Consider the following 22,356-nt stretch of genomic DNA (forward strand, 5'->3'; position numbering starts at 1 on the left):
ACCTCGCTGGCCCGTGAGGCCGCCGCCGTCGGCCGGGCCCTGGAGGCCGGGGACGTCGCGGCGGCCCGGGCGCGGCTGCCGCACCTGTGCGGGCGGGACCCGCAGGCGCTGGACGCCGACGGCGTCGCCAGGGCCGTCGTGGAGTCCGTCGCCGAGAACACCTCGGACGCGGTCGTGGGCGCCCTGGTGTGGGGCGCCGTGGCGGGCGTGCCGGGGCTGCTCGGTTTCCGGGCCGTCAACACGCTGGACGCCATGGTCGGCCACAAGCCGCCCAGGTACCGCCGCTACGGCTGGGCCTCGGCCCGCCTGGACGACCTCGCGGGCTGGCCGGGCGCCCGTCTGACCGCCGTCCTGACCACCGTGGCCGGTGGCGACCCGCGGGGCGCGGCGCGGGCCTGGCGCGCGGACGCCGCACGGCACCCGAGCCCCAACGCGGGGCCCGTGGAGGCCTCGTTCGCCGGTGCCCTGGGCGTGCGGCTCGGCGGGACGCTCTCCTACGGCGGGCGGGTCGAGCACCGGCCCGTCCTCAACGGCGCCGCGGGGCGCCCGGTACGGGCCGGTTCCGGCGACATCGACCGGGCGGTACGGCTGTCCCGGCGCGTGAGCTGGCTGGCGCTGGGCGTGTGCGCGGGCGCACGGCTGCTCGCGCGCGGCATCGTCAGGAAGGGACGTACGTCATGATCGGTGGTCTGCTCGTCGCCGGCACCACCTCCGACGCCGGCAAGAGCGTCGTCACCGCCGGGATCTGCCGCTGGCTGGTGCGGCAGGGCGTGAAGGTGGCGCCGTTCAAGGCGCAGAACATGTCGCTGAACTCCTTCGTGACCCGCGAGGGCGCGGAGATCGGGCGGGCGCAGGCCATGCAGGCCCAGGCCTGCCGGGTGGAGCCGACCGCGCACATGAACCCGGTGCTGCTCAAGCCCGGCGGGGAGCGCAGCAGCCAGGTCGTACTGCTCGGCAGGCCGGTCGGCGAGATGAGCGCCCGCGGCTACCACGGCGGGCGCCAGGAGCGGCTGCTCGGCACGGTGCTCGACTCGCTCGCCGAACTCCGTGCCACGTACGACGCGGTGATCTGCGAGGGGGCGGGCAGCCCGGCCGAGATCAACCTGCGCCGCACCGACATCGTGAACATGGGGATCGCCCGGGGCGCCGGACTCCCGGTCCTGGTCGTCGGCGACATCGACCGCGGGGGCGTCTTCGCCTCCTTCTTCGGCACGGTGGCGCTGCTGGCCCCGGAGGACCAGGCGCTGGTCGCCGGGTTCCTGGTCAACAAGTTCCGGGGCGACGTGTCGCTGCTGGAGCCGGGCCTCGACATGCTGCACGGCCTCACCGGGCGGCGGACGTACGGTGTGCTGCCGTTCCGGCACGGGCTCGGCATCGACGAGGAGGACGGACTGCGGGTCTCCCTGCGCGGGACCGTGCGGGAGTCGGTGGTCGCGCCGCCCGTCGGCGAGGACGTGCTGCGGGTCGCCGTCTGCGCGGTGCCGCTGATGTCCAACTTCACGGACGTGGACGCGCTGGCCGCCGAACCGGGTGTCGTGGTGCGGTTCGTGGACCGGCCGGAGGAGCTGGCCGACGCGGACCTGGTGGTCGTGCCGGGGACGCGGGGGACGGTGCGGGCGCTGGAGTGGCTGCGGGAGCGGGGGCTCGCGGACGCGATCGTCCGCAGGGTCGCCGAACAGCGGCCCGTGCTCGGCGTCTGCGGCGGCTTCCAGCTCCTCGGGGAGCACATCGAGGACGAGGTCGAGTCCCGCGCCGGGCACGTGGACGGGCTCGGGCTGCTGCCCGTGCGGGTCCGGTTCGCCCGCGAGAAGACCCTCACCCGGCCGGTGGGCGAGGCCCTCGGCGAGCGCGTCGAGGGGTACGAGATCCACCACGGGGTCGCCGAAGTCGCAGGGGGCGATCCCTTCTTGGACGGCTGCCGGGTCGGCCAGACCTGGGGCACGCACTGGCACGGTTCGCTGGAGTCGGACGGCTTCCGGCGGGCGTTCCTGCGCGAGGTGGCCGCCGCCGCGGGCCGCCGCTTCGTGCCGGCCCCCGACACCTCGTTCGCCGCGCTGCGCGAGGAGCAGCTCGACCGGCTCGGCGACCTGATCGAACACCACGCGGACACGGACGCGCTGTGGCGGCTCATCGAGTCCGGCGCGCCGCAAGGACTGCCCTTCATTCCACCGGGAGCGCCCGCATGAGCACAGTGTTGTTGTTGTCGACCGCCGACACGGATCTGCTGGCGGCCCGCGCGTCGGACGCCGCCTACCGGATCGGCAACCCGACCCGGGTCGACGTCCGGGAGGAACTGCCGGGCCTGGTCGAGGGCGCGGACCTCGCCGTCGTGCGCCTGCTCGGCGGCAAGCGCGCCTGGGAGGACGGGCTGGCCGCGCTGAAGGCCGCCGGCATCCCGACCGTCCTGCTCGGCGGCGAGAGCGTGCCGGACGCGGAGCTGATGGCCGAGTCGTCGGTCCCGGCCGGGGTGGTGGCGCAGGCGCTGCGCTACCTGGTCGAGGGCGGCCCGGACAACCTCACCCAGCTCGCCCGCTTCCTGTCGGACACGGTGCTGCTGACCGGCGAGGGCTTCGACGAGCCGGAGAAGATGCCGGAGTACGGCGTCCACGGCTCCCGGGACGTCGTGGCCGGCCGCCCGACGGTGGGCGTGCTCTTCTACCGCGCCCATCACCTGAGCGGCAACACCGCGTTCGTCGACACGCTGTGCGACGCGATCGAGGCGCGCGGCGCCAACGCCCTGCCCGTGTACTGCGGTTCGCTGCGCGGCGCCGACCCCGGGCTGTACGAGCTGCTGGGCCGGACCGACGCCCTGGTCGCCACCGTCCTCGCGGCGGGCGGCACGCACGCCTCGCAGGCCTCGGCGGGCGGTGACGAGGAGGCGTGGGACGTCGGGGCCCTGGCCGACCTGAACGTGCCGGTGCTGCAAGGGCTCTGCCTCACCTCCTCCCGGGCCGCCTGGGAGGCCTCCGACGCCGCCCTCTCCCCGATGGACGCGGCGATGCAGGTCGCGATCCCGGAGTTCGACGGGCGCCTGGTCACCGTGCCGTTCTCCTTCAAGGAGCAGGGTCCTGACGAGGTGCCGGTGTACGTCGCCGACCCGGAGCGGGCCGGGCGGGTCGCCGGGATCGCCGTACGGCACGCGGCGCTCGGGCACAAGGCGAACGCCGACAAGAAGCTCGCGCTGGTCTTCACGGCGTACCCGACCAAGCACTCCCGCGTCGGCAACGCGGTCGGTCTCGACACCCCGGCGTCGGCGGTGCGGGTGCTGGACGCGCTCAGGGACGCGGGGTACGGGGTCGGCGCATACCCCTCCGAGGGCGACGAGTTGATCCACCGGCTGATCGCGGCCGGCGGCCACGACGTGGAGTGGCTGACCGAGGACCAGCTCGCCGCCGCGCCCGCGCGGGTGCCGCTGGCCGACTACCGGGCCTGGTTCGAGACGCTGGACCCGGAGCTGCGGGGCGCGATGACCGAGGCGTGGGGCGAGCCGCCGGGGTCGCTGTACGTCGACGGGGACGACATCGTGCTGGCGTCGCTCCGGTTCGGGAACGTCGTGGTGATGATCCAGCCGCCGCGCGGCTTCGGGGAGAACCCGATCGCGATCTACCACGACCCGGACATGCCGCCGTCGCACCACTACATGGCCGCCTACCGCTGGCTGGAGCACAGTTTCGGCGCCGACGCGATCGTGCACATGGGCAAGCACGGCACGATGGAGTGGCTGCCGGGCAAGGGCCTCGGCCTGAGCGCGGGCTGCGCGCCGGACGCCGTACTCGGCGACCTGCCGCTGATCTACCCGTTCATCGTCAACGACCCCGGCGAGGGCACCCAGGCCAAGCGGCGCGGCCACGCCACGGTGGTCGACCACCTCGTCCCGCCCATGGCGCGTGCGGACACCTACGGCGACCTGGCCAAGCTGGAGCAGCTGCTCGACGAGTACGCGCTCGTCTCCGACCTGGACCCGACGAAGGCGCCGGCGGTCCGGGCGCAGATCTGGACGCTGGTCAAGGCGGCCGAGCTCCACCACGACCTGCACGTGGACGACCAGCCGGACGACGACGCGTTCGACGAGTTCGTCATGCACATCGACGGCTACCTGTGCGAGATCAAGGACGTGCAGATCCGCGACGGCCTGCACGTCCTGGGCGGCGGCCCGGTCGGCGAGCCGCGCGTCAACCTGGTCCTCGCGGTGCTGCGCGCCGCGCAGGTGTGGGGCGGGCAGGCGAACGCCCTGCCGGGCCTGAGGGCGTCCCTGGCCGAGCACTTCGGCCTGGTGGAGAAGGAGCTGCTGGCCGAGCCCGGTGCCCCGGTGAAGGTGCCGGTGGAGCTGACGGAGCTGGTGGACGGTCCGGCCCGGTCGGCGGCCGACGCGATCGACCTCCTCGAGCAGCTGTGCCGGCGGGTCGCGGAGGGGATGGAGCTGCGGGCGTGGGACCCGGCGGCCGTCCCGGGCCTGGTGCGCGACGTGCTGGGCAGCGAACTCCCCGACGCGGTCGCGGTGCTGGAGTTCGCCTGCACGGAGGTCGTGCCGCGCCTGGCCCGGACCACGGACGAGATCGGGCACATCCTGCGGGCCCTGGACGGCGGCTACGTGCCTGCCGGACCGTCGGGCTCCCCGACCCGCGGGCTGGTCAACGTCCTGCCGACCGGCCGGAACTTCTACTCCGTCGACCCGAAGGCGATCCCGTCCCGGCTGAGCTGGGAGGTCGGGCAGTCGCTGGCGGACTCGCTGATCCAGCGGTACCTGAACGACACGGGCGAGTACCCGAAGTCCGTCGGCCTCACCGTCTGGGGCACGTCCGCGATGCGCACCCAGGGTGACGACATCGCGGAGATCCTGGCCCTGCTGGGGTGCCGTCCGGTGTGGGACGACGCCTCGCGCCGGGTGACGGGCTTCGAGGTGGTGCCGGTCGACGAGCTGGGCCGGCCCCGGGTCGACGTCACGGTGCGCATCTCGGGCTTCTTCCGGGACGCTTTCCCGCACGTGGTGGGGCTGATCGACGACGCGGTGCGGGCGGTCGCGGAACGGGACGAGCCCGCCGGGTCGAACTTCGTGAAGGCGCACGCCGACGAGGACACCGCCGAGCACGGCGACCGGCGCCGGGCCACCTCCCGCATCTTCGGCTCCAAGCCGGGCGCGTACGGCGCGGGTCTGCTCCCGCTGATCGACGCCCGCAACTGGCGCTCCGACGCGGACCTCGCCGAGGTGTACGCGGTGTGGGGCGGCTACGCCTACGGGCGCGGGCTCGACGGGCGGGCGGCGCGCGGGGACATGGAGACGGCGTTCCGGCGGATCGCGGTGGCCGCGAAGAACGTGGACACGCGTGAGCACGACCTCGTGGACGCCGACGACTACTTCCAGTACCACGGCGGCATGGTGGCCATGGTGCGGCACCTGACGGGCGAATCCCCCGAGGCGTACGTCGGCGACTCCGCCACTCCCGACCAGGTGAAGACCCGGACGCTGGGCGAGGAGACGCACCGGGTCTTCCGGGCCCGGGTGGTCAACCCGCGGTGGATGGCGGCGATGCGGCGGCACGGTTACAAGGGCGCCTTCGAGATGGCGGCCACCGTGGACTACCTCTTCGGGTACGACGCCACGGCCGGCGTGGTGGACGACTGGATGTACGAGCGGCTCAGCGCCGAGTACGTCTTCGACCCGGAGAACCGGGACTTCATGAAGAAGTCCAACCCCTGGGCGCTGCGCGGCATCACGGAGCGGCTGCTGGAGGCCGCGGACCGGGGGCTGTGGGCGGAGCCGGACCAGGAAACCCTGGACCGGCTGCGCGCCACCTATCTGGAGCTCGAAGGTGACTTGGAGGGTGACGACAAGTGAGTACCCCGTTCCCGTTCACGGCCGTCGTGGGCCAGGACGACCTGCGGCTCGCGCTGCTGCTGAACGCCGTCTCCCCGGCCGTCGGCGGTGTGCTGGTCCGCGGCGAGAAGGGCACCGCGAAGTCCACGGCCGTGCGGGCGCTGTCGGCGCTGATGCCGGAGGTGGACGTCGTCTCCGGGTGCCGCTTCTCCTGTGACCCCGACTCCCCCGACCCGGGCTGCCCGGACGGCCCGCACGAGCCGGGCGCGTTCGCGTCGCGCCCGGCCCGGATGGTCGAGCTGCCCGTCGGCGCCTCCGAGGACCGGCTGGTGGGTGCCCTGGACATCGAGCGCGCGCTGGCGGAGGGCGTGAAGGCCTTCGAGCCGGGCCTGCTGGCCGACGCGCACCGCGGGATCCTGTACGTCGACGAGGTCAACCTGCTCCACGACCACCTCGTGGACCTGCTGCTGGACGCCGCCGCCATGGGCGCCTCGTACGTCGAACGCGAGGGCGTGTCGGTGCGGCATGCCGCGCGGTTCCTGCTCGTCGGGACGATGAACCCCGAAGAGGGCGAGCTGCGCCCGCAGTTGCTGGACCGGTTCGGCCTGACCGTCGAGGTCGCCGCCTCGCGCGAGCCCGACCAGCGCGTGGAGGTCGTACGGCGCCGGCTGGCCCACGACGACGACCCGGCCGGTTTCGCGGTGCGCTGGGCCGACGAGGAGGCCGCCGTACGGGCGCGGATCGTGGCGGCGCGGGAGCTGTTGCCGTCGGTGCGGCTGGGCGACGGGGCGCTGCGGCAGATCGCGGCGACGTGTGCCGCCTTCGAGGTGGACGGCATGCGGGCCGACATCGTGATGGCGCGGACGGCGACCGCGCTGGCGGCCTGGGCCGGGCGGACGGAGGTGCTCGCGGAGGACGTGCGGCAGGCGGCACTGCTCGCGCTCCCGCACCGGCGGCGGCGCAATCCGTTCGACGCGCCGGGGCTCGACGAGGACAAGCTGGACGAGACGCTGGAGGAGTTCGGCGGGCAGGACGGGGACGGGCCCGACGGGGACGACGATCCCGACCCGGGTCCCGGCGGCGGTCCCGGTGGACAGCCCGAGCCCGACGACGCGCCGCCGGGTGACGGCGACGCCGCCGCGCGTCCCGAGGCCGGGGAGGACGGGGAGCCGCAGCCGTCCGGCGGTGCCGGGGAGCAGTCCCCCGCGCGGGCCGCCGAGCCGTTCCGGACCAAGGTGCTGAGCGTGCCGGGGCTCGGCGAGGGTGCCGCCGGGCGGCGTTCGCGGGCGCGGGCCGAGCACGGGCGGACCATCGGGGCCCGGCGGCCCCGGGGGGCGCTGACCAAGCTGCACCTTGCGGCGACCGTGCAGGCCGCCGCCCCGCACCAGCGGGCGCGGGGGCGCAGCGGGCCGGGGCTCGTGGTGCGCCGGGACGATCTGCGGCAGGCGACGCGCGAGGGGCGTGAGGGCAACCTCGTGCTGTTCGTCGTGGACGCCTCCGGGTCGATGGCCGCGCGGCAGCGGATGGGCGCCGTCAAGGGTGCCGTGCTGTCGCTGCTGCTGGACGCCTACCAGCGGCGGGACAAGGTGGGTCTGGTGACCTTCCGGGGTGCGGCCGCCGACCTGGTGCTGCCGCCGACCTCGTCGGTGGACGCGGCGGCGGTCCGCCTGGAGTCGCTGCCGACCGGGGGGCGTACGCCGCTCGCGGCCGGGCTGCTCAAGGCGCACGAGGTGCTGCGGGTGGAGCGGCTGCGGGATCCCGCGCGGCGGGCGCTGGTCGTGGTGGGACGGACGGGCGGGCGACCGGGGGCCCGGAGCCCGTCGCGCTGGCGGGGCGTGCCGCGCGGCTGTTCGCCGCCGAGGGCACCGCCTCGGTGGTCGTCGACTGCGAGTCGGGGCCGGTGCGGCTCGGGCTCGCCGGGCAGCTCGCGGGTGAACTGGGCGGTACGGCGGTGACGCTGGACGAGCTGCGGGCCGACTCGATCGCCGGGCTCGTGAAGGACGTGCGGGGCAGCAGGCTGGGCAGCGGGAGGGCCGCGTAATGCCGCAGGGGAAACCGAGTGTCGTACCGGACGACGGGCTGACGACCCGTCAGCGGCGCAACCGTCCGCTGGTCGTGGTGCACACGGGCATCGGGAAGGGCAAGTCCACCGCCGCCTTCGGGCTGGCGCTGCGCGCCTGGAACCAGGGGTGGCCGATCGGGGTGTTCCAGTTCGTCAAGTCGGCCAAGTGGAAGGTCGGCGAGGAGAACGCGCTGCGGGTGCTGGGCGCCAGCGGCGAGGGCGGGTCGGTCGACTGGCACAAGATGGGCGAGGGCTGGTCCTGGGTCCAGCGCGACGCGCAGCTGGACAACGAGGAGAAGGCCCGGGAGGGCTGGGAGCAGGTCAAGCGGGACCTGGCCGCCGAGACGTACAAGCTGTACGTGCTGGACGAGTTCGCCTATCCGATGCACTGGGGGTGGGTCGACACCGACGAGGTGGTGTCCGTGCTGCGGGAGCGGCCGGGGACCCAGCACGTCGTGATCACCGGGCGGAACGCGCCCGACGCGCTGGTGGAGTGCGCCGACCTCGTCACCGACATGTCCAAGGTCAAGCACCCGATGGACACCGGGCAGAAGGGGCAGAGGGGCATCGAGTGGTGACCTCCGCCGACTCCGACTCCCGCTCCCACGCCCACTCCGCCGTGCCCCGGCTGGTCGTCGCCGCGCCCTCGTCCGGGAGCGGCAAGACCACCGTCGCCACCGGGCTGATGGCCGCGCTCGCCGGGCGCGGGCTCGCCGTGTCGCCGCACAAGGTCGGGCCGGACTACATCGATCCCGGCTACCACGCGCTCGCCACCGGGCGGGTGGGCCGCAACCTCGACGCCTACCTGTGCGGGCCCGAGCTGGTCGGACCGCTCTTCCTGCACGGGGCGCGCGGCTGCGACATCGCCGTGGTCGAGGGCGTGATGGGGCTGTACGACGGGGCCGCCGGGGAGGGCGAGCTGGCGTCCACCGCGCAGGTCGCGAAGCTGCTGCGGGCGCCGGTGGTGCTGGTCGTGGACGCGTCGTCGCAGTCGCGGTCGGTGGCGGCGCTGGTGCACGGGTTCGTGAGCTGGGACCCGGAGGTGCGGATCGGCGGCGTGATCCTGAACAAGGTCGCGTCGGACCGGCACGAGGTGCTGCTGCGGGAGGCGGTGGACTCCGTCGGGGTGCCGGTGCTGGGGGTGTTGCGGAGGGCTCCGCAGGTCGACGTGCCGTCGCGGCATCTGGGGCTGGTTCCCGTAGCCGAGCGGCGTTCGCAGGCGGTGGGGGCGGTTGCGGCCATGGCCGGGCAGGTCGCCGACGGGTGCGATCTGGAGGCGCTGGTCGGGCTGGCGCGGACTGCCGGGGCGTTGGCTGGTGCGGCTTGGGATGCGGCCGAGGCCCTGGTTTCCTCGCCCCCGCCGCCCCGTCCCGTCCCGTCCCCGGGGGCTGCTGCCCCCGGACCCCCGCTTCGGCCTGGACGACCTCGTCCTCGAACGCCGGACGGGCTGAGGGAGCGCGTCGCCGTCGCCGGTGGGCCCGCCTTCACCTTCTCCTACGCCGAGCACACCGAGCTGCTCGCCGCCGCCGGGGCCGAGGTCGTCACGTTCGACCCGTTGCGGGACGAGGAACTGCCGGAAGGGACCGCCGGGCTGGTGATCGGGGGCGGGTTCCCCGAGGTGTACGCCTCCGAGCTGTCCGCCAACGAGGGGCTGCGGAAGTCCGTCGCCGAGCTGGCGCTCAGCGGTGCTCCCGTCGCCGCCGAGTGTGCGGGGCTGCTGTATCTGTGCCGGGAGCTGGACGGGTTGCCGATGTGCGGGGTGCTGGACGCCTCCGCCCGGATGTCGGAGCGGCTGACGCTGGGCTACCGGGACGCCGTGGCCGTGTCCGACAGCGTGCTGGCCGGGGCGGGGACGCGGCTGCGGGGGCACGAGTTCCACCGGACGGTCGTGGAGCCGGGGGCCGGGGCGGCGCCGGCGTGGGGGATGCGGGCGCCCGAGCGGCGCGTCGAGGGATTTGTGGAGCGCGGTGTGCACGCGAGCTATCTGCACACGCACTGGGCGGCCGAGCCCGGTGTCGCCCGTCGGTTCGTGGAGAGGTGCCGGACGTCATGAGCAGCAGACTGATCGGTGTGGGGGTCGGGCCCGGGGATCCGGAGCTGGTGACCGTGAAGGGGGTCAACGCGCTTCGCGGCGCCGATGTCGTGGTCGTGCCCGTGATGGACTCCGGTGAACGCGGGCGCGCCGAGGCGACGGTGCTGCACTACGTGGGCGGTGAGAAGGTCGTACGGGTCGTGTTCGCGCTGAACGAGCGCACCGACCGGGCGCGGCGCGAGGCGGCCTGGGACGCGGCCGGGGAGCGGGTGGCCGGGCTGCTGCGGGAGCACGCCGCCGTGGCCTTCGCGACCATCGGTGATCCCAACGTGTACTCGACCTTCACCTATCTCGCGCAGACCGTCGGCGCGCTGGTGCCGGGCACCGTCGTGGAGACCGTGCCGGGGATCACCGCCATGCAGGACCTCGCGGCGCGGTCGGGGGCCGTACTGACCGAGGGCACCGAGCCGTTGACGCTGGTGCCGGTCACCGCGGGGGCCGCCGTGCTCAAGGAGGCGCTGCACGGGCCGGGCACGGTCGTCGCCTACAAGTTCGGCCGGCAGGCGGCCGAGGTGGCCGAGGCGCTGCGGGAGAGCGGGCGGCTGGACGACGCCGTGTGGGGGTCGGCGCTCGGGCTGCCCGAGGAGTCCGTACGGCCCGCCGGCGAGCTGGACGGGGCGCCGTTGCCGTATCTGTCGACGCTCATCGCGCCCGCCCGGCGCGAGGGCGGGCGGGGCGGGAAGCTGTGAACGTCCGTGGTGCGCGGCGCTCACTCGGCGATGCCCACGACCAGCCAGATGAACGCCGCGCCCGCGACCGTGCACAGCAGGGTCGAGCGGGCGGGGTGCTCGTGGTGGGCCTCGGGGAGGATCTCGGCCGCGGCGAGGTACAGGAGCACGCCGCCGAACAGGCCGAGATAGGCGCCGAGCGCACCCTCCGGGATGGTGAACAGGAGGGTGGAGGCCGCGCCGACGACGGGGGCCAGCGCGTCGGCGACGAGCATCGCGACGGCCCGGCGGCGGGCGTTGCCGTACAGGCTGGTCAGTGTGTAGGTGTTGAAGCCGTCCGCGAAGTCGTGGGCGATCACCGCCATCGCGACCGCCGCGCCCATGCCGCCGCCGACCTGGAAGGCCGCGCCGATCGCCACGCCGTCCATGGCGCTGTGACCGACCATCGCGGCCGCGGCCGTCAGGCCCACCTCGGGCGAGCGGTGGCCGTGCTCGTCGGCTCCGTGTGCGGCGCGGCGGGCCGCCAGCAGGCGTTCCACCAGGTGCGCGAGCAGGAATCCGGCGACGAAGAGCAGCAGGGCGGCGGGCACGCCGAACACCTCGTCGCCCGCCGCCTGCAGGGCCTCCGGCAGCAGGTCGAGGCCGACCACGCCCAGCATGAGGCCGCCGGCCAGGCCCAGGACGAGGTGGCGCCGGTCGGTCACGCGCTGGGCCGTCCAGCCGCCGGCCAGCGTCATCAGGAACGCGCCGAGCGCGACGAAGACCGCCATGGGCCCTTGGTATCCGATCACGTCGCGTTCACGCGCGTACGACAGCAGCAACCGCAGTAAATATGCGCAGGACGCACAGGAGAGGACCGAAAACGATGGATTCCGAGGCCAAGGTGACCTTCGTCGGTGCCGGTCCCGGCGCCGCCGACCTGCTGACGTTCCGTGCGGCGCGCGCCATCGCCGAGGCGGACGTGGTGATCTGGGCGGCGAGCCTCGTCCAGGCGGAGGTGCTCCAGCACGCGCGGGAGGGCGCCGAGGTGCTGGACTCGGCGACGATGTCGCTGGAGGACGTCGTCGCCGTCTACCGGCGGGCGCGGCAGGAGGGGCTGCGGGTGGCCCGCATCCACTCCGGCGACCCGGCGCTGTGGGGCGGCACGCAGGAGCAACTCGACCGGTGCGCGGAGATCGGCGTCGCGACCGAGGTGGTGCCCGGTGTCTCCGCGTTCTCCGCGGTCGCCGCGCTCGTGCGGCGGGAGCTGACGATCCCGGAGGTCGCGCAGTCCGTGGTCCTCACCCGGCTCGGCGGGGGCAAGACGCCGATGCCGCCCGGGGAGGAGGTCCGCGAGTTCGCGAAGCACGGCACGACGATGGCGGTCTTCCTGTCGGCGGCCCGCAGCGGCCAGCTGGTGCGGGAGCTGCTGGAGGGCGGCTATCCGACGGAGACGCCGGTCGTCGTCGCCTATCAGGCCACCTGGCCCGAGGAGCTGGTCGTGCGGTGCACGATCGGGACGCTGGAGGAGACGGTCAAGGAGCACAAGCTCTGGAAGCACACCCTGTTCCTGGTCGGCCCGGCCCTCGACGCGCACGGCACCCGCTCGCACCTCTACCACCCGGGGCACTTCCACGGCTATCGCAAGGCCGACCCCGAGGCGCGCCGGGAACTGCGCTCGCGGGGTGCGAGCACGTGATCACCGTGGTCGGGGCGGGAGCCTCCGCCGGTGCGGCTCCCGCCGGGGACGTCGCCGCGGGTGCGGAGCTGGTCGTCGGGGGACGGCGGCACCTGGACTCGGTACGGCTGCCGGAGGGGGCCCGGACGGTCGTCCTCGGTGCGCTGGCGCCCGCCCTGGACACGGTCGCGGAGTACGTCGCCGAGGAGCGGCCGGTGACCGTGCTGGCCTCCGGTGATCCGGGGTTCTTCGGGATCGTGCGGGCGCTGGCCGAGCGGTTCGGTCCGGAGCGGCTGGACGTGCGGCCCGGGGTCTCCTCGGTCGCCGCGGCCTTCGCGCGGGCCGGGCTGCCGTGGGACGACGCCGTGGTGGCGAGCGCGCACGGGCGGGACCTGCGGACGGCCGTGCACCTGTGCCGGGCCCACCCGAAGGTCGCCGTGCTGACGGGCCCCGGAGCCGGTCCTGCGGAGCTGGGGGCCGCGCTGGGGTCCGACGGGCGGGTGTTCGTCGTCGCCTCCGCGCTGGGCTCGGCCGGGGAGCGCGTGGAGCGGATGACGCCCGCCGAGGCCGCCGCCCGGGACTGGGGGACGGCGGTCAGCGTGGTGCTGTGCCTGGACGAGGCGCGGGCGCTGGGGCCGCTGCGGGCGGTCGCGGGGCCGCGCCCCGGGCCCGCCGGGTGGGCGTTGGACGAGGACGCGTTCGCGCACCGGGACTCGATGATCACCAAGTTCGAGGTGCGGGCGCTGGCGCTGGCCCGCCTCGGGCCGCGCCCCGGCGACCTGGTGTGGGACGTCGGCGCGGGCTCCGGGTCCGTGGCCGTGGAGTGCGCGCGGCTGGGCGCCGCCGTCACCGCCGTCGAGAGGACGCCGGACGGTGTCGGGCGGGTCCGCGCCAACGCCGCCGCGCACGGTGTCGACGTGCGGGTGGTGCACGGGGCGGCGCCCGCGGTGCTGGCCGGCCTGGACGAGGACCCGGACGCGGTGTTCGTGGGCGGTGGCGGGCGCGAACTGCCCGCGATCGTCGCCGAGTGCGCGCGTCGGGCCCGGCGCGCCGTGGTCGTCGCGATGGCCGCGCTGGACCGGGTGCCGGCGGCCCGTCGGGCGCTGCTCGACGCCGGTCTCGACTGCGACGGGGTGCTGCTGCAGTCCTCGCGGCTCGCGCCGCTGCCGGGGGACGTGACCCGGCTCGCGGCCACCAATCCCGTCTTCCTGCTGTGGGGCGTGAGGCCGCACAGCCGTACCGAAGGAGTTGCCCCTTGATCGGGCTCATTTCCGCCACGGCGGCGGGAGCGGCGGCGCGGGACCGGCTGGCCGCGGCGTGGCCGGAGCGCACGCGCGTGTACGAGGGTCCCGTCGCGGACGCCGTACGGACCGCGTTCGCCGAGTGCGAGCGGCTGGTGTGCTTCCTGGCCACGGGGGCCGTGGTCCGGCTCGTGGCGCCGCTGCTGGACGACAAGCGGACCGACCCGGGTGTGGTGTGCGTCGACGAGGGCGGGCGGTTCGCCGTGTCGCTGGTCGGCGGGCACGGGGGCGGCGCGAACGAACTGGCCCGCGCGGTCGGCGAGGTGCTGGGCGCGGAGCCGGTGGTGACGACGGCGACCGACGCGGTCGGGCTGGCCGGTCTGGACACGCTCGGGCTGCCCGTCGAGGGCGATGTCGCCGGGGTGTCGCGGGCGCTGCTGGACGGCGAGCCGGTGGCGCTGCGCGCGGAGGTGGCCTGGCCGCTGCCGCCGCTCCCGGTCGCGGCCGACGGGGCGTACACGGTCCGGGTGACGGACCGTGCGGTGGAGCCGTCCGAGCGCGAGGTCGTCCTGCGTCCGCCGTCCCTGGTCGTCGGCGTCGGCGCGTCCAGGGGGGCGCCGGTGGACGAGGTGCTCGGCCTGGTGGAGGCCGCGCTGCGCGAGGCGGGGCTGTCGGCCGCGTCGGTGGCCGAGCTGGCCACCGTGGACGCCAAGGCGGAGGAGCCCGGGATCGTCGGGGCCGCCGGACGGCTGGGCGTGCCCCTGGTGACGTACCCGGCCGACGCGTTGGCGGGCGTCGAGGTGCCCAACCCCTCCGACGCCCCGCTCGCGGCCGTGGGCACCCCGTCGGTCGCGGAGGCGGCGGCGCTGGTGCGCGGGGGCGAACTCCTCGTGCCCAAGCGGAAGTCGGCGGCGGTGCCCGCGATGGCGACCTGTGCGGTGGTACGGCGGCCGGGGCGCGGGCGGCTCGCGGTGGTCGGGCTCGGGCCCGGCGCCCGGGACCTGGTGACGCCGCGGGCACGGGCGGAGCTGCGGCGGGCGTCGGTGCTGGTCGGGCTCGACCAGTACGTCGACCAGGTCCGCGATCTGCTGCCGCCGGGCACCCGGGTGCTGGAGTCGGGGCTCGGCGCGGAGGAGGAGCGGGCCCGGACGGCGGTCGAGGAGGCGCGGCGCGGGCACGCCGTCGCGCTGATCGGCAGCGGGGACGCCGGGGTGTACGCCATGGCCTCGCCCGCGCTGGCCGAGGCGAGCGACGACATCGACGTGGTCGGGGTGCCGGGCGTGACGGCGGCGCTGGCGGCCGGGGCGATCCTGGGCGCGCCGCTCGGCCACGACCACGTGTCCATCAGCCTGTCCGACCTGCACACGCCGTGGGAGGTCATCGAGCGCCGGGTGCGCGCGGCGGCCGAGGCGGACCTCGTCGTGACGTTCTACAACCCGCGCAGCCGGGGCCGCGACTGGCAGCTGCCCAAGGCGCTGGCGATCCTCGCGGAGCACCGGGAGCCGGCGACTCCGGTGGGCGTCGTGCGCAACGCGTCGCGCGCCGACGAGTCGAGCCGCCTGTCCACGCTCGCCGCGCTCGACCCGGCGACCGTCGACATGATGACCGTCGTGACGGTGGGCAACACCGCGACCCGGGAGATCGCCGGGCGCATGGTGACGCCGCGCGGCTACCGCTGGCAGGAGGACCCGGCGACCCGCCGCTCCCCCGCCGATGGCTCCCGGACCGCCGGGTCCGGGACGTCCGAATCCGAGACACCCGAGGAGAACCTGTGACGACCCCGCCCGCCCTGCTCATCGCCGGACACGGCACCCGGGACGAGGCCGGAGCCGAGGCGTTCCGCGACTTCGTGCGCGAGCTGGGCCGACGCCACCCCGAGCTGCCCGTCGCGGGCGGCTTCATCGAACTGTCCCCGCCGCCGCTGGGCGACGCGGTGACGGAGCTGGTGGAGCGCGGGGTGCGCCGGTTCGCCGCCGTGCCCCTGATGCTGGTGTCCGCCGGCCACGCCAAGGGCGACATCCCGGCGGCACTGTCCCGTGAGAAGGAGCGCCACCCCGGCATCTCCTACACCTACGGGCGCCCGTTGGGCCCGCACCCCGCGCTGCTGCGGGTGCTGGAGCGGCGCCTCGCGGAGGCGGTCGACCCGTCCTGGGACCCGTCCGAGGTGACCGTGCTGCTGGTCGGGCGCGGCTCGACGGACCCCGACGCCAACGCCGAGGTGTTCAAGGCGGCGCGGCTGCTGTGGGAGGGGCGCGGTTACGCGGCCGTGGAGACGGCGTTCGTGTCGCTGGCGGCGCCGGACGTGCCGGGCGGCCTGGACCGGTGCGTGCGGCTGGGGGCGCGGCGGGTCGTCGTGCTGCCGTACTTCCTGTTCACCGGCATCCTCCCGGACCGGGTCCGGCACCAGACCGAGGAGTGGGCCGCCGCGCACCAGGAGACCGAGGTGCGGTCGGCGGACGTGATCGGTCCGGAGCCGGAGCTGCTGGATCTGGTGTGGGAGCGGTACGAGGAGGCGGTCAAGGGCGACCTGCGGATGAACTGCGACAGCTGCGTGTACCGGATCGCGCTGCCGGGGTTCGAGGACAAGGTGGGACTGCCGCAGCAGCCGCACTTCCACCCCGACGACGACGGCGACCACCACCACGGGCACCATCACGGGCATGGACACGCGCACTCCCATGCTCACTGAGGCCCAGGGGCCCGATCTGCGCCATCACGGGGACGCCGAGGTGCGCGACGAGGGTTCGGCGCTGGTGGACCTCGCGGTGAACGTCCGCGCGGACACTCCCCCGGCCTGGCTGCGTGAGCACGTCGCCGCCTCGCTCGGCTCGCTCGCCGCCTACCCGGACGGGCGGGCCGCGCGGGCGGCGGTGGCCGCGCGGCACGGGCTGCCGGTGGAGCGGGTGCTGCTGACGGCGGGGGCGGCGGAGGCGTTCGTGCTGCTGGCGCGGGCACTGAAGGTGCGCCGGCCGGTCGTGGTGCACCCGCAGTTCACCGAGCCCGAGGCGGCGCTGCGGGACGCGGGGCACACGGTCGGCCGGGTGCTGCTGCGGGCGGCGGACGGCTTCCGCCTCGACCCTGCCGGCGTCCCCGAGGACGCCGACCTGGTGGTGGTAGGCAACCCGACGAACCCCACCTCGGTGCTGCACCCGGCGGGCGTGCTCGCGTCGCTGGCCCGGCCCGGTCGGACGCTGGTCGTGGACGAGGCGTTCATGGACGCGGTGCCGGGCGAACGGGAGGTGCTGGCCGGGCGGACGGACGTACCCGGTCTGGTCGTCCTGCGCAGCCTCACCAAGACCTGGGGGCTGGCGGGACTGCGCATCGGATACGTCCTGGCCGAACCGGAGACGATCACCGACCTGGAGCGCGCGCAGCCCCTGTGGCCGGTGTCCACGCCCGCGCTGGCGGCGGCCGAGGTGTGCGTGGCGCCGCGGGCACTGGCGGAGGCCGCCCACGCCGCCCACCGCGTCGCCGCCGACCGGGACCGTCTCGTCGCCGGGCTGGCGCAGTTCGCCGGTGCCGGGGTGCGGGTCGTCGGTCCGGCCGAGGGTCCCTTCGTCCTGGTCGGCGTCCCGGAGGCGGCCGCCGTACGGCACCGGTTGCGCGGCCTGGGGTACGCGGTCCGGCGCGGGGACACCTTCCCGGGGCTGGGCGAGGGGTGGCTGCGCCTGGCGGTACGGGACCGGACGACGACGGACGGCTTCCTGCACGCCCTGGAACGCGCACTGGCGACACCGAACCCCTCCTGAGCCCACCCCCCCGACCGGCCCCCGCACCGCCGTCCCCGTCTGCCCGGCCCTTCACGTCAGCCCCGCCCGGCCGGGCCCCTCGCCGTCAGCCGTGCCTGCGCCTGGCCAGGAGCAGTGCGCCGCCGCCTGCCAGGACCAGGGCCGCGGCGCCGGCCGCGATGTACGGGGTCGCGGAGCTGCCGCCGGTCTCGGCCAGGTCCGCCTCGGCGCGGGCGCCCTGGGGCTTCACGTCCGCGGCGGGGTCGGCGTCCTGCTCGGCCGGGGGTTCCTCGGCCTTCGCCGGGGGCTGCCCGGCCTCGTGCGTCGGGGCGGACGGGGACTCGCAGGTCGCCTCGGCCAGGGTGACGGTGCCGTCGACCTCGGCGACGTTCAGGTCGAGGGGGTTGACGGAGACCTTGAGTTCGAGCGCGGTGGCGGCGGCCGTGCGGGAGGTGGTCTCCTCCTTCGAGAGGTCGAGCCGGACCTCGCCGACGCCGGGCACCTTCACGTCCGTCGTCCCGCCGGTGGTGAGCGTGACCTTCTTGCCGAGGACGGTCACCGGACCCAGCAGGTTGGCGTCGGCGACCGGCTTCTTCCCGGCCTCGCAGGTCGCCGTGGAGGTGACCTCCTGGACCTCGATCACCGACAGCAGCGGCAGGCCGGGGACGTGCAGCCGGGCGCGGGCCAGCGTGGTGGAGCCCTCGCTCCCGCCGGCGTTCGCGGTCGCCTTCGCCTCGGCGACGTCGGCGCGCAGGACGCTGAAGGGCTTGCCGCCGTCGACGCCGTCCAGCCGGGCGGTGAGCGCGGTCTTCTCGGCGTTCCCGGGGGCCCGCACCTCGTTGAGGGTGACCGCGAGCGGGACGTTCACGGTCTTGTTGAGCAGGGAGACGTCGAGCCCGGTGCGCAGCACGGTGGCGCTCGCGCGGCCGTGGTCGCCGGTCGCGTGGGCGGATCCCGCGCCGGCCAGGGTCGCGGGGCCCGCGGCCAGGGCGGTGGCCGCCGCGACGGTGGCGAGACGGCGTGCGGGCATGCGGAAGGTGTTGCCGTTCAAGGTGGTGGGACCCCCAGTGAGACATGCGTACGGGGCACGCATGAGCGATGTGCTTGGGACCCGGACAGAATGTCCCCGCGTCCACCGAACCGTCAGCGAACTCAGGGCACTTCACCCCTTCGTGGGGTATTGGCGAACCCTTTCGAATCTTCCCCGCATCTTCCCGCACGGGTGTTCCCCGGCGTCACTCCCGTCGGCTAACCGACGACCCGCCCGTTGAGCACCACCCGGCGCGGAGTGGTGAGCACGCGCACGTCCGCGCGCGGGTCCTGCTCGTACACCACCAGGTCCGCCGGTGCGCCCTCCTCCAGGCCCGGACGGCCGAGCCAGCGCCGGGCGGCCCAGGTCGTCGCGGCGAGGGCCTCGACGGGCGGGATGCCCGCGGTGACCAGCTCCGCGACCTCGGCCCCGGCCAGCCCGTGGGCGAGGGCACCGCCCGCGTCGGTGCCCACGAAGACCGGGATCCCGGCGTCGTAGGCGTTGCGCACGGTGTCGTAGCGGCGTTCGTGGAGCCGGCGCATATGGGCCGACCAGCGCGGGAACCGGGTCTCGCCGCCGTCGGCCAGCGCGGGGAAGGTGGCGATGTTGACGAGGGTGGGCACGATGGCGACGCCCCGCTCGGCGAAGAGGGGGATCGTGTCGTCCGTGAGCCCCGTGGCGTGCTCGACGCAGTCGATGCCGGCCTCGACCAGGTCGCGCAGGGAGTCCTCGGCGAAGCAGTGCGCGGTGACGCGGGCGCCCAGGCGGTGCGCCTCCGCGATGGCCGCCTCGACGGCGCCGCGCGGCCAGCAGGCCGACAGGTCGCCGAGGTCGCGGTCGATCCAGTCGCCGACCAGCTTCACCCAGCCGTCGCCGCGCCGGGCCTCCTGGGCGACGTGGGCGACGAGGTCCTCGGGCTCGACCTCCCAGGCGTAGTTGCGGATGTAACGGCGGGTGCGGGCGATGTGCCGGCCCGCCCGGATGATCTTCGGGAGGTCCTCGCGGTCGTCGATCCAGCGGGTGTCGGAGGGCGAGCCCGCGTCGCGGACGAGGAGGGTGCCCGCCTCGCGGTCGGTCAGCGCCTGCTTCTCCGCGACGTCCGCGGGGACCGCCCCGTGCTGGTCCAGGCCGACGTGGCAGTGCGCGTCGACCAGGCCGGGCAGCGCCCAGCCCTCGACGGTGCGGACGTCGGCCGCGCCGGCGGGGCGGTCGTACGAGATACGGCCGTCGACCACCCACACGTCGTCCCGGACCTCCTCCGGTCCGACGAGCACCCGACCCTTCACGTGCAGCACCGCGCGATCGCTCATGCCCCGCACCCTAGACGGTGCCCGCACGCCCGTCCGGGGCCGGTCACCGGCGCCCGCCGCGCGCTGCCGCACGGGTGCGCAGCTCGGTCGCGTACCCGGCCCCGACGGCGCTCGCGACGGCCGTCAGGGCCAGGACGGCGGTGGCGGGATTGACGTAGCCGGGGACGTCGTCGCTGGTGTACTCGCCGCCGTCGGTGGTCTCGCAGACGAAACCCAGGGGCAGGAAGGAGACCGACTGGTCGATGACGTGGAGGGCGCGCTCCTCGTACCCGGGCATGCGGCAGGGCGGCGCCGGTGCGGAGCCCGCGCCGCCGTCGGACGCCATGACGGCGCCGGTCACGTGGAGCAGCCCCCAGGCGTACGCCGCGACGGCGGCCGCACCGGCGAACGCTGCGAGGGCGTGCAGCACCGGACCCGCGGGCGCGACGGGCGGCGAGGACGCTCGCGCCGTGGCCGGTCAGCCCGACGGCCGACACCACGGCGACCACGACGACCAGCAGGAGTACGAGGAACACGGGGCCAGTCCATCAGGCCGGTGACCGCTTCGGCTGTGACGGAAGCCATGATTCCGGGCGTGGGGGTGTCGCAACGGAACCCCTCCGGCGCGAGTGCCGGCGGACGCCGTGGTTACTCTCGACTCCGTACGCCGCGTACCCGCGCCGCGCACCCGCCGTTACCGAAGAGAGCACCGCCGTGACCCATCCCCTCCTGGACCTCCCCCCGCTGAGCGCCGGACGTTTCGCCGCGATCGAGGACCGGGTCGCGCGCCTGCTCGGCACCGGGCAGGACGTGGTGGTCATGCAGGGCGAGGCGCTGCTGCCGCTGGAGGGCGCCATCCGCGCCGCCGCGGGCCCCGGCACCGTCGCGTTGAACGTCATCACGGGGCCGTACGGGCAGACCTTCGGGAACTGGCTGCGGGACTGCGGCGCGACCGTGCACGACCTCGCCGTGCCGTTCCACACGGCCGTCTCCGCCGAGCAGGTCCGCCGGGCCCTCGCCGAGCACCCGGAGACCGACTTCGTGTCCCTCGTGCACGCCGAGGCGGCGACCGGCAACACCAACCCGGTCGCGGAGATCGGCGAGGTGGTGCGGGCGCACGGCGCGCTGTTCTACCTGGACGCGGTGGCCTCCGTGGGCGCCGAGCCGGTGCTGCCGGACGCGTGGGGCGTGGACCTGTGCGTGATCGGCGCGCAGAAGGCGATGGGCGGCCCGGCCGGGGTCTCGGCGGTGTCGGTGAGCGAGCGGGCCTGGGCGCGGATGGCGGCGAACCCGAACGCTCCGCGCCGGTCGTACCTGTCGCTGCTGGACTGGAAGGAGCGCTGGATCGACGGCGGGCGCAAGGCGCTGCTGCACGCGCCGGCGCAGTTGGAGATGCTCGCGCTGGAGGCCTGCGTCGAGCGCATCGAGGCGGAGGGCCCCGAGACGGTGATGGCGCGGCACGCGTCCGCCGCGGCGGCCACCCGGGCCGGCGCGCTCGCGCTGGGCGGCCTGGAGCCGTACGTGTACGAGGCGGGGGACGCGGCGCCGGTCGCCACGACGCTGCGGACGCCGCCGGACGTCGACGCGTCCGCGCTGGTGGCCCGTGCCCTGGAGTCCGACCCGGCGCTGCCGCTGGCCGCGGGCGGCGGCGCGCTGGCGGGCAGGATGATCCGGGTCAACCACTACGGCCCGGACGCGACGCGCGGGGCCGTGCAGGGCTGCCTGGCGGCACTGGGTGCCGCGCTGGCCGAGCGGGGCGTGAAGGCCGACCCGGAGGCCGCCCGGCGGGCCGTCCAGGAGGCGTGGGAGCGGCCGGCCGGACCCGGCCTTTCACGGGGATGAATTGAAGGGAATTCCCGATGCTCGCAGCAGCGGAATTAGAGAATTCCACTCAGCGCAGCTTCCCGTATTCTTCTGCCCGCTTTCCTAGGACCTAAACACAAAGATTTCACGACAACCGATCTGCACATTTCGGACACGTCTCGCACGGGTTACGCGATTGTGACCCGATCCACAAGCCGCCCGTTCTGCGGCTTAAGTCCCTGGCAAATCGCCACATAACGCCGCCACCTCGCGCGGAGGCACGCGCCCGCGTGATAACACACGGAGCGTCCATTCGTAACCCCATCCGGCGATGCAATTTTGAATTTCGCTGGGTAAATTCAATTTGCATGACTGCCGCGCAAGCAGACCTGCAAATCGATCGTCCGAGAGTGGCCGACGGCGCCGCCCTGTGGCGGATAGCGAGGGATTCCAAGGTCCTCGACCTCAACTCCTCCTACAGCTATCTGCTCTGGTGCCGGGACTTCGCCGCGACGTCGGCCGTCGCCCGCGACGAGCGCGGTGAGCCGGTCGGCTTCGTCACCGGCTACGTGCGACCGGACCGCCCGGACACCCTGCTGGTGTGGCAGGTGGCGGTGGACGAGGCGTACCGCGGGCGCCGGCTCGCCGCCTCCCTGCTCGACGGACTGGCCGAGCGGGCCGTCGCGGAACGCGGGCTGACCACCCTGGAGACCACCATCTCCCCCGACAACACCGCATCCCAGCGGCTGTTCACCTCGTTCGCCGAGCGCCGCGGCGCCCGGCTGGAGCGCGAGGTGCTGTTCGACACGGACGTGTTCCCCGACGGACCGCACGAGCCCGAGGTGCTGTACCGCATAGGCCCCCTGTCCGCCACCGGCTGACCGACCGGCACTCCGGACGGCCCGGCACCCCGTGCCAGTCCGGCCCCCAGACTTCCCGGCGGACCGCACCGGTCCCCCGGAGCCGTACGA

At 75.0% G+C, this 22,356-nt stretch carries 17 protein-coding genes and 1 pseudogene; 14 read left to right on the forward strand and 4 right to left on the reverse strand.

Annotation, left to right across the window (positions count from 1 at the left end):
• From BZZ08_RS24185 to cobI, 7 genes and pseudogenes are all read left to right on the forward strand, one after another.
• A partial coding sequence (locus BZZ08_RS24185) for a CobD/CbiB family cobalamin biosynthesis protein (RefSeq protein WP_104634366.1) occupies nucleotides 1-681 on the forward strand: 681 nt, incomplete at its 5' end.
• Nucleotides 678-2,186, forward strand: coding sequence for a cobyric acid synthase (locus tag BZZ08_RS24190; RefSeq protein WP_104634367.1), 1,509 nt, complete (start codon nucleotides 678-680; stop codon nucleotides 2,184-2,186). The genes BZZ08_RS24185 and BZZ08_RS24190, both read left to right, overlap by 4 nt.
• Nucleotides 2,183-5,836, forward strand: a complete 3,654-nt coding sequence (gene cobN, locus BZZ08_RS24195) for a cobaltochelatase subunit CobN (protein WP_104634368.1) — start codon at nucleotides 2,183-2,185, stop codon at nucleotides 5,834-5,836. Before BZZ08_RS24190 ends, cobN begins: the two co-directional genes overlap by 4 nt.
• A pseudogene (locus tag BZZ08_RS24200) lies at nucleotides 5,833-7,856 on the forward strand (putative cobaltochelatase). The gene cobN and the pseudogene BZZ08_RS24200 overlap by 4 nt, the downstream one beginning before the upstream one ends.
• Nucleotides 7,856-8,455 carry a cob(I)yrinic acid a,c-diamide adenosyltransferase gene (cobO, locus tag BZZ08_RS24205; RefSeq protein ID WP_104634369.1) on the forward strand — a complete coding sequence of 200 codons (600 nt, stop codon included), beginning with the start codon at nucleotides 7,856-7,858 and terminating at the stop codon, nucleotides 8,453-8,455. Before BZZ08_RS24200 ends, cobO begins: the two are co-directional and overlap by 1 nt.
• On the forward strand, nucleotides 8,449-9,930 hold the full coding sequence (locus tag BZZ08_RS24210) for a cobyrinate a,c-diamide synthase (RefSeq protein ID WP_198601671.1): 1,482 nt from the start codon (nucleotides 8,449-8,451) through the stop codon (nucleotides 9,928-9,930). Before cobO ends, BZZ08_RS24210 begins: the two co-directional genes overlap by 7 nt.
• Complete coding sequence (gene cobI / locus BZZ08_RS24215; RefSeq protein ID WP_104634410.1) at nucleotides 9,927-10,658, forward strand: precorrin-2 C(20)-methyltransferase; 732 nt, start codon at nucleotides 9,927-9,929, stop codon at nucleotides 10,656-10,658. Before BZZ08_RS24210 ends, cobI begins: the two co-directional genes overlap by 4 nt.
• Before the next feature lie 20 nt (nucleotides 10,659-10,678).
• On the opposite strand, the gene BZZ08_RS24220 is transcribed toward cobI, so the two are convergent.
• Nucleotides 10,679-11,407, reverse strand: coding sequence for a ZIP family metal transporter (locus BZZ08_RS24220; protein WP_104634370.1), 729 nt, complete (start codon nucleotides 11,405-11,407; stop codon nucleotides 10,679-10,681).
• A gap of 95 nt (nucleotides 11,408-11,502) precedes the next feature.
• On the opposite strand from BZZ08_RS24220, the gene cobM reads away from it, so the two are divergent.
• Genes cobM through cobC form a run of 5 tightly spaced genes read left to right on the forward strand, consistent with a single transcriptional unit; the run spans nucleotide 11,503 to nucleotide 17,284 of the window.
• Nucleotides 11,503-12,315, forward strand: coding sequence for a precorrin-4 C(11)-methyltransferase (gene cobM, locus BZZ08_RS24225; RefSeq protein ID WP_198601672.1), 813 nt, complete (start codon nucleotides 11,503-11,505; stop codon nucleotides 12,313-12,315).
• Nucleotides 12,312-13,553 (forward strand): precorrin-6y C5,15-methyltransferase (decarboxylating) subunit CbiE, encoded by a 1,242-nt coding sequence (cbiE, locus tag BZZ08_RS24230; protein WP_198601673.1) that lies wholly within the window; start codon nucleotides 12,312-12,314, stop codon nucleotides 13,551-13,553. The genes cobM and cbiE overlap by 4 nt, the downstream gene beginning before the upstream one ends.
• On the forward strand, nucleotides 13,550-15,310 hold the full coding sequence (gene cobJ, locus BZZ08_RS24235) for a precorrin-3B C(17)-methyltransferase (protein ID WP_241965553.1): 1,761 nt from the start codon (nucleotides 13,550-13,552) through the stop codon (nucleotides 15,308-15,310). Before cbiE ends, cobJ begins: the two co-directional genes overlap by 4 nt.
• Complete coding sequence (locus tag BZZ08_RS24240) at nucleotides 15,307-16,224, forward strand: sirohydrochlorin chelatase (RefSeq protein WP_104634372.1); 918 nt, start codon at nucleotides 15,307-15,309, stop codon at nucleotides 16,222-16,224. The genes cobJ and BZZ08_RS24240 overlap by 4 nt, the downstream gene beginning before the upstream one ends.
• Nucleotides 16,196-17,284 carry an Rv2231c family pyridoxal phosphate-dependent protein CobC gene (gene cobC, locus BZZ08_RS24245; protein WP_241965554.1) on the forward strand — a complete coding sequence of 363 codons (1,089 nt, stop codon included), beginning with the start codon at nucleotides 16,196-16,198 and terminating at the stop codon, nucleotides 17,282-17,284. Before BZZ08_RS24240 ends, cobC begins: the two co-directional genes overlap by 29 nt.
• Nucleotides 17,285-17,369: 85 nt before the next feature.
• On the opposite strand, the gene BZZ08_RS24250 is transcribed toward cobC, so the two are convergent.
• The 3 genes from BZZ08_RS24250 to BZZ08_RS24260 all read right to left on the reverse strand — a co-directional run bounded on the left by BZZ08_RS24250 (nucleotide 17,370) and on the right by BZZ08_RS24260 (nucleotide 20,012).
• Nucleotides 17,370-18,314: an SCO1860 family LAETG-anchored protein gene (locus BZZ08_RS24250; protein WP_198601674.1), complete on the reverse strand. Its 945-nt coding sequence runs from the start codon at nucleotides 18,312-18,314 to the stop codon at nucleotides 17,370-17,372.
• 197 nt (nucleotides 18,315-18,511) lie between these two features.
• Nucleotides 18,512-19,603 (reverse strand): amidohydrolase family protein, encoded by a 1,092-nt coding sequence (locus BZZ08_RS24255; protein ID WP_104634375.1) that lies wholly within the window; start codon nucleotides 19,601-19,603, stop codon nucleotides 18,512-18,514.
• Between the two features lie 43 nt (nucleotides 19,604-19,646).
• The gene (locus BZZ08_RS24260; RefSeq protein WP_241965555.1) at nucleotides 19,647-20,012 is read right to left on the reverse strand and encodes a hypothetical protein; all 366 of its coding nucleotides are present in this window, start codon (nucleotides 20,010-20,012) and stop codon (nucleotides 19,647-19,649) included.
• 284 nt (nucleotides 20,013-20,296) lie between these two features.
• Between BZZ08_RS24260 and BZZ08_RS24265 the strand changes: the two genes are divergently transcribed.
• Both BZZ08_RS24265 and ectA read left to right on the forward strand, forming a co-directional pair.
• Nucleotides 20,297-21,424, forward strand: coding sequence for a pyridoxal-phosphate-dependent aminotransferase family protein (locus tag BZZ08_RS24265; RefSeq protein ID WP_104634376.1), 1,128 nt, complete (start codon nucleotides 20,297-20,299; stop codon nucleotides 21,422-21,424).
• 329 nt (nucleotides 21,425-21,753) lie between these two features.
• On the forward strand, nucleotides 21,754-22,266 hold the full coding sequence (gene ectA / locus BZZ08_RS24270; RefSeq protein WP_104634377.1) for a diaminobutyrate acetyltransferase: 513 nt from the start codon (nucleotides 21,754-21,756) through the stop codon (nucleotides 22,264-22,266).
• Nucleotides 22,267-22,356: the final 90 nt, after the last annotated feature.

The sequence above is a fragment of the Streptomyces sp. MH60 genome (genome assembly GCF_002939385.1).
GTDB lineage: Bacteria > Actinomycetota > Actinomycetes > Streptomycetales > Streptomycetaceae > Streptomyces.

Bases quoted from the DNA above. Each gene is read 5' to 3' on its own strand.
- BZZ08_RS24190 (WP_104634367.1), top strand. From the start codon at position 678: ATGATCGGTGGTCTGCTCGTCGCCGGCACCACCTCCGACGCCGGCAAG.
- cobN (WP_104634368.1), top strand. From the start codon at position 2,183: ATGAGCACAGTGTTGTTGTTGTCGACCGCCGACACGGATCTGCTGGCG.
- cobO (WP_104634369.1), top strand. From the start codon at position 7,856: ATGCCGCAGGGGAAACCGAGTGTCGTACCGGACGACGGGCTGACGACC.
- cobI (WP_104634410.1), top strand. From the start codon at position 9,927: ATGAGCAGCAGACTGATCGGTGTGGGGGTCGGGCCCGGGGATCCGGAG.
- BZZ08_RS24220 (WP_104634370.1), bottom strand. From the start codon at position 11,407: ATGGCGGTCTTCGTCGCGCTCGGCGCGTTCCTGATGACGCTGGCCGGC.
- cobM (WP_198601672.1), top strand. From the start codon at position 11,503: ATGGATTCCGAGGCCAAGGTGACCTTCGTCGGTGCCGGTCCCGGCGCC.
- cobC (WP_241965554.1), top strand. From the start codon at position 16,196: ATGGACACGCGCACTCCCATGCTCACTGAGGCCCAGGGGCCCGATCTG.
- BZZ08_RS24255 (WP_104634375.1), bottom strand. From the start codon at position 19,603: ATGAGCGATCGCGCGGTGCTGCACGTGAAGGGTCGGGTGCTCGTCGGA.
- ectA (WP_104634377.1), top strand. From the start codon at position 21,754: ATGACTGCCGCGCAAGCAGACCTGCAAATCGATCGTCCGAGAGTGGCC.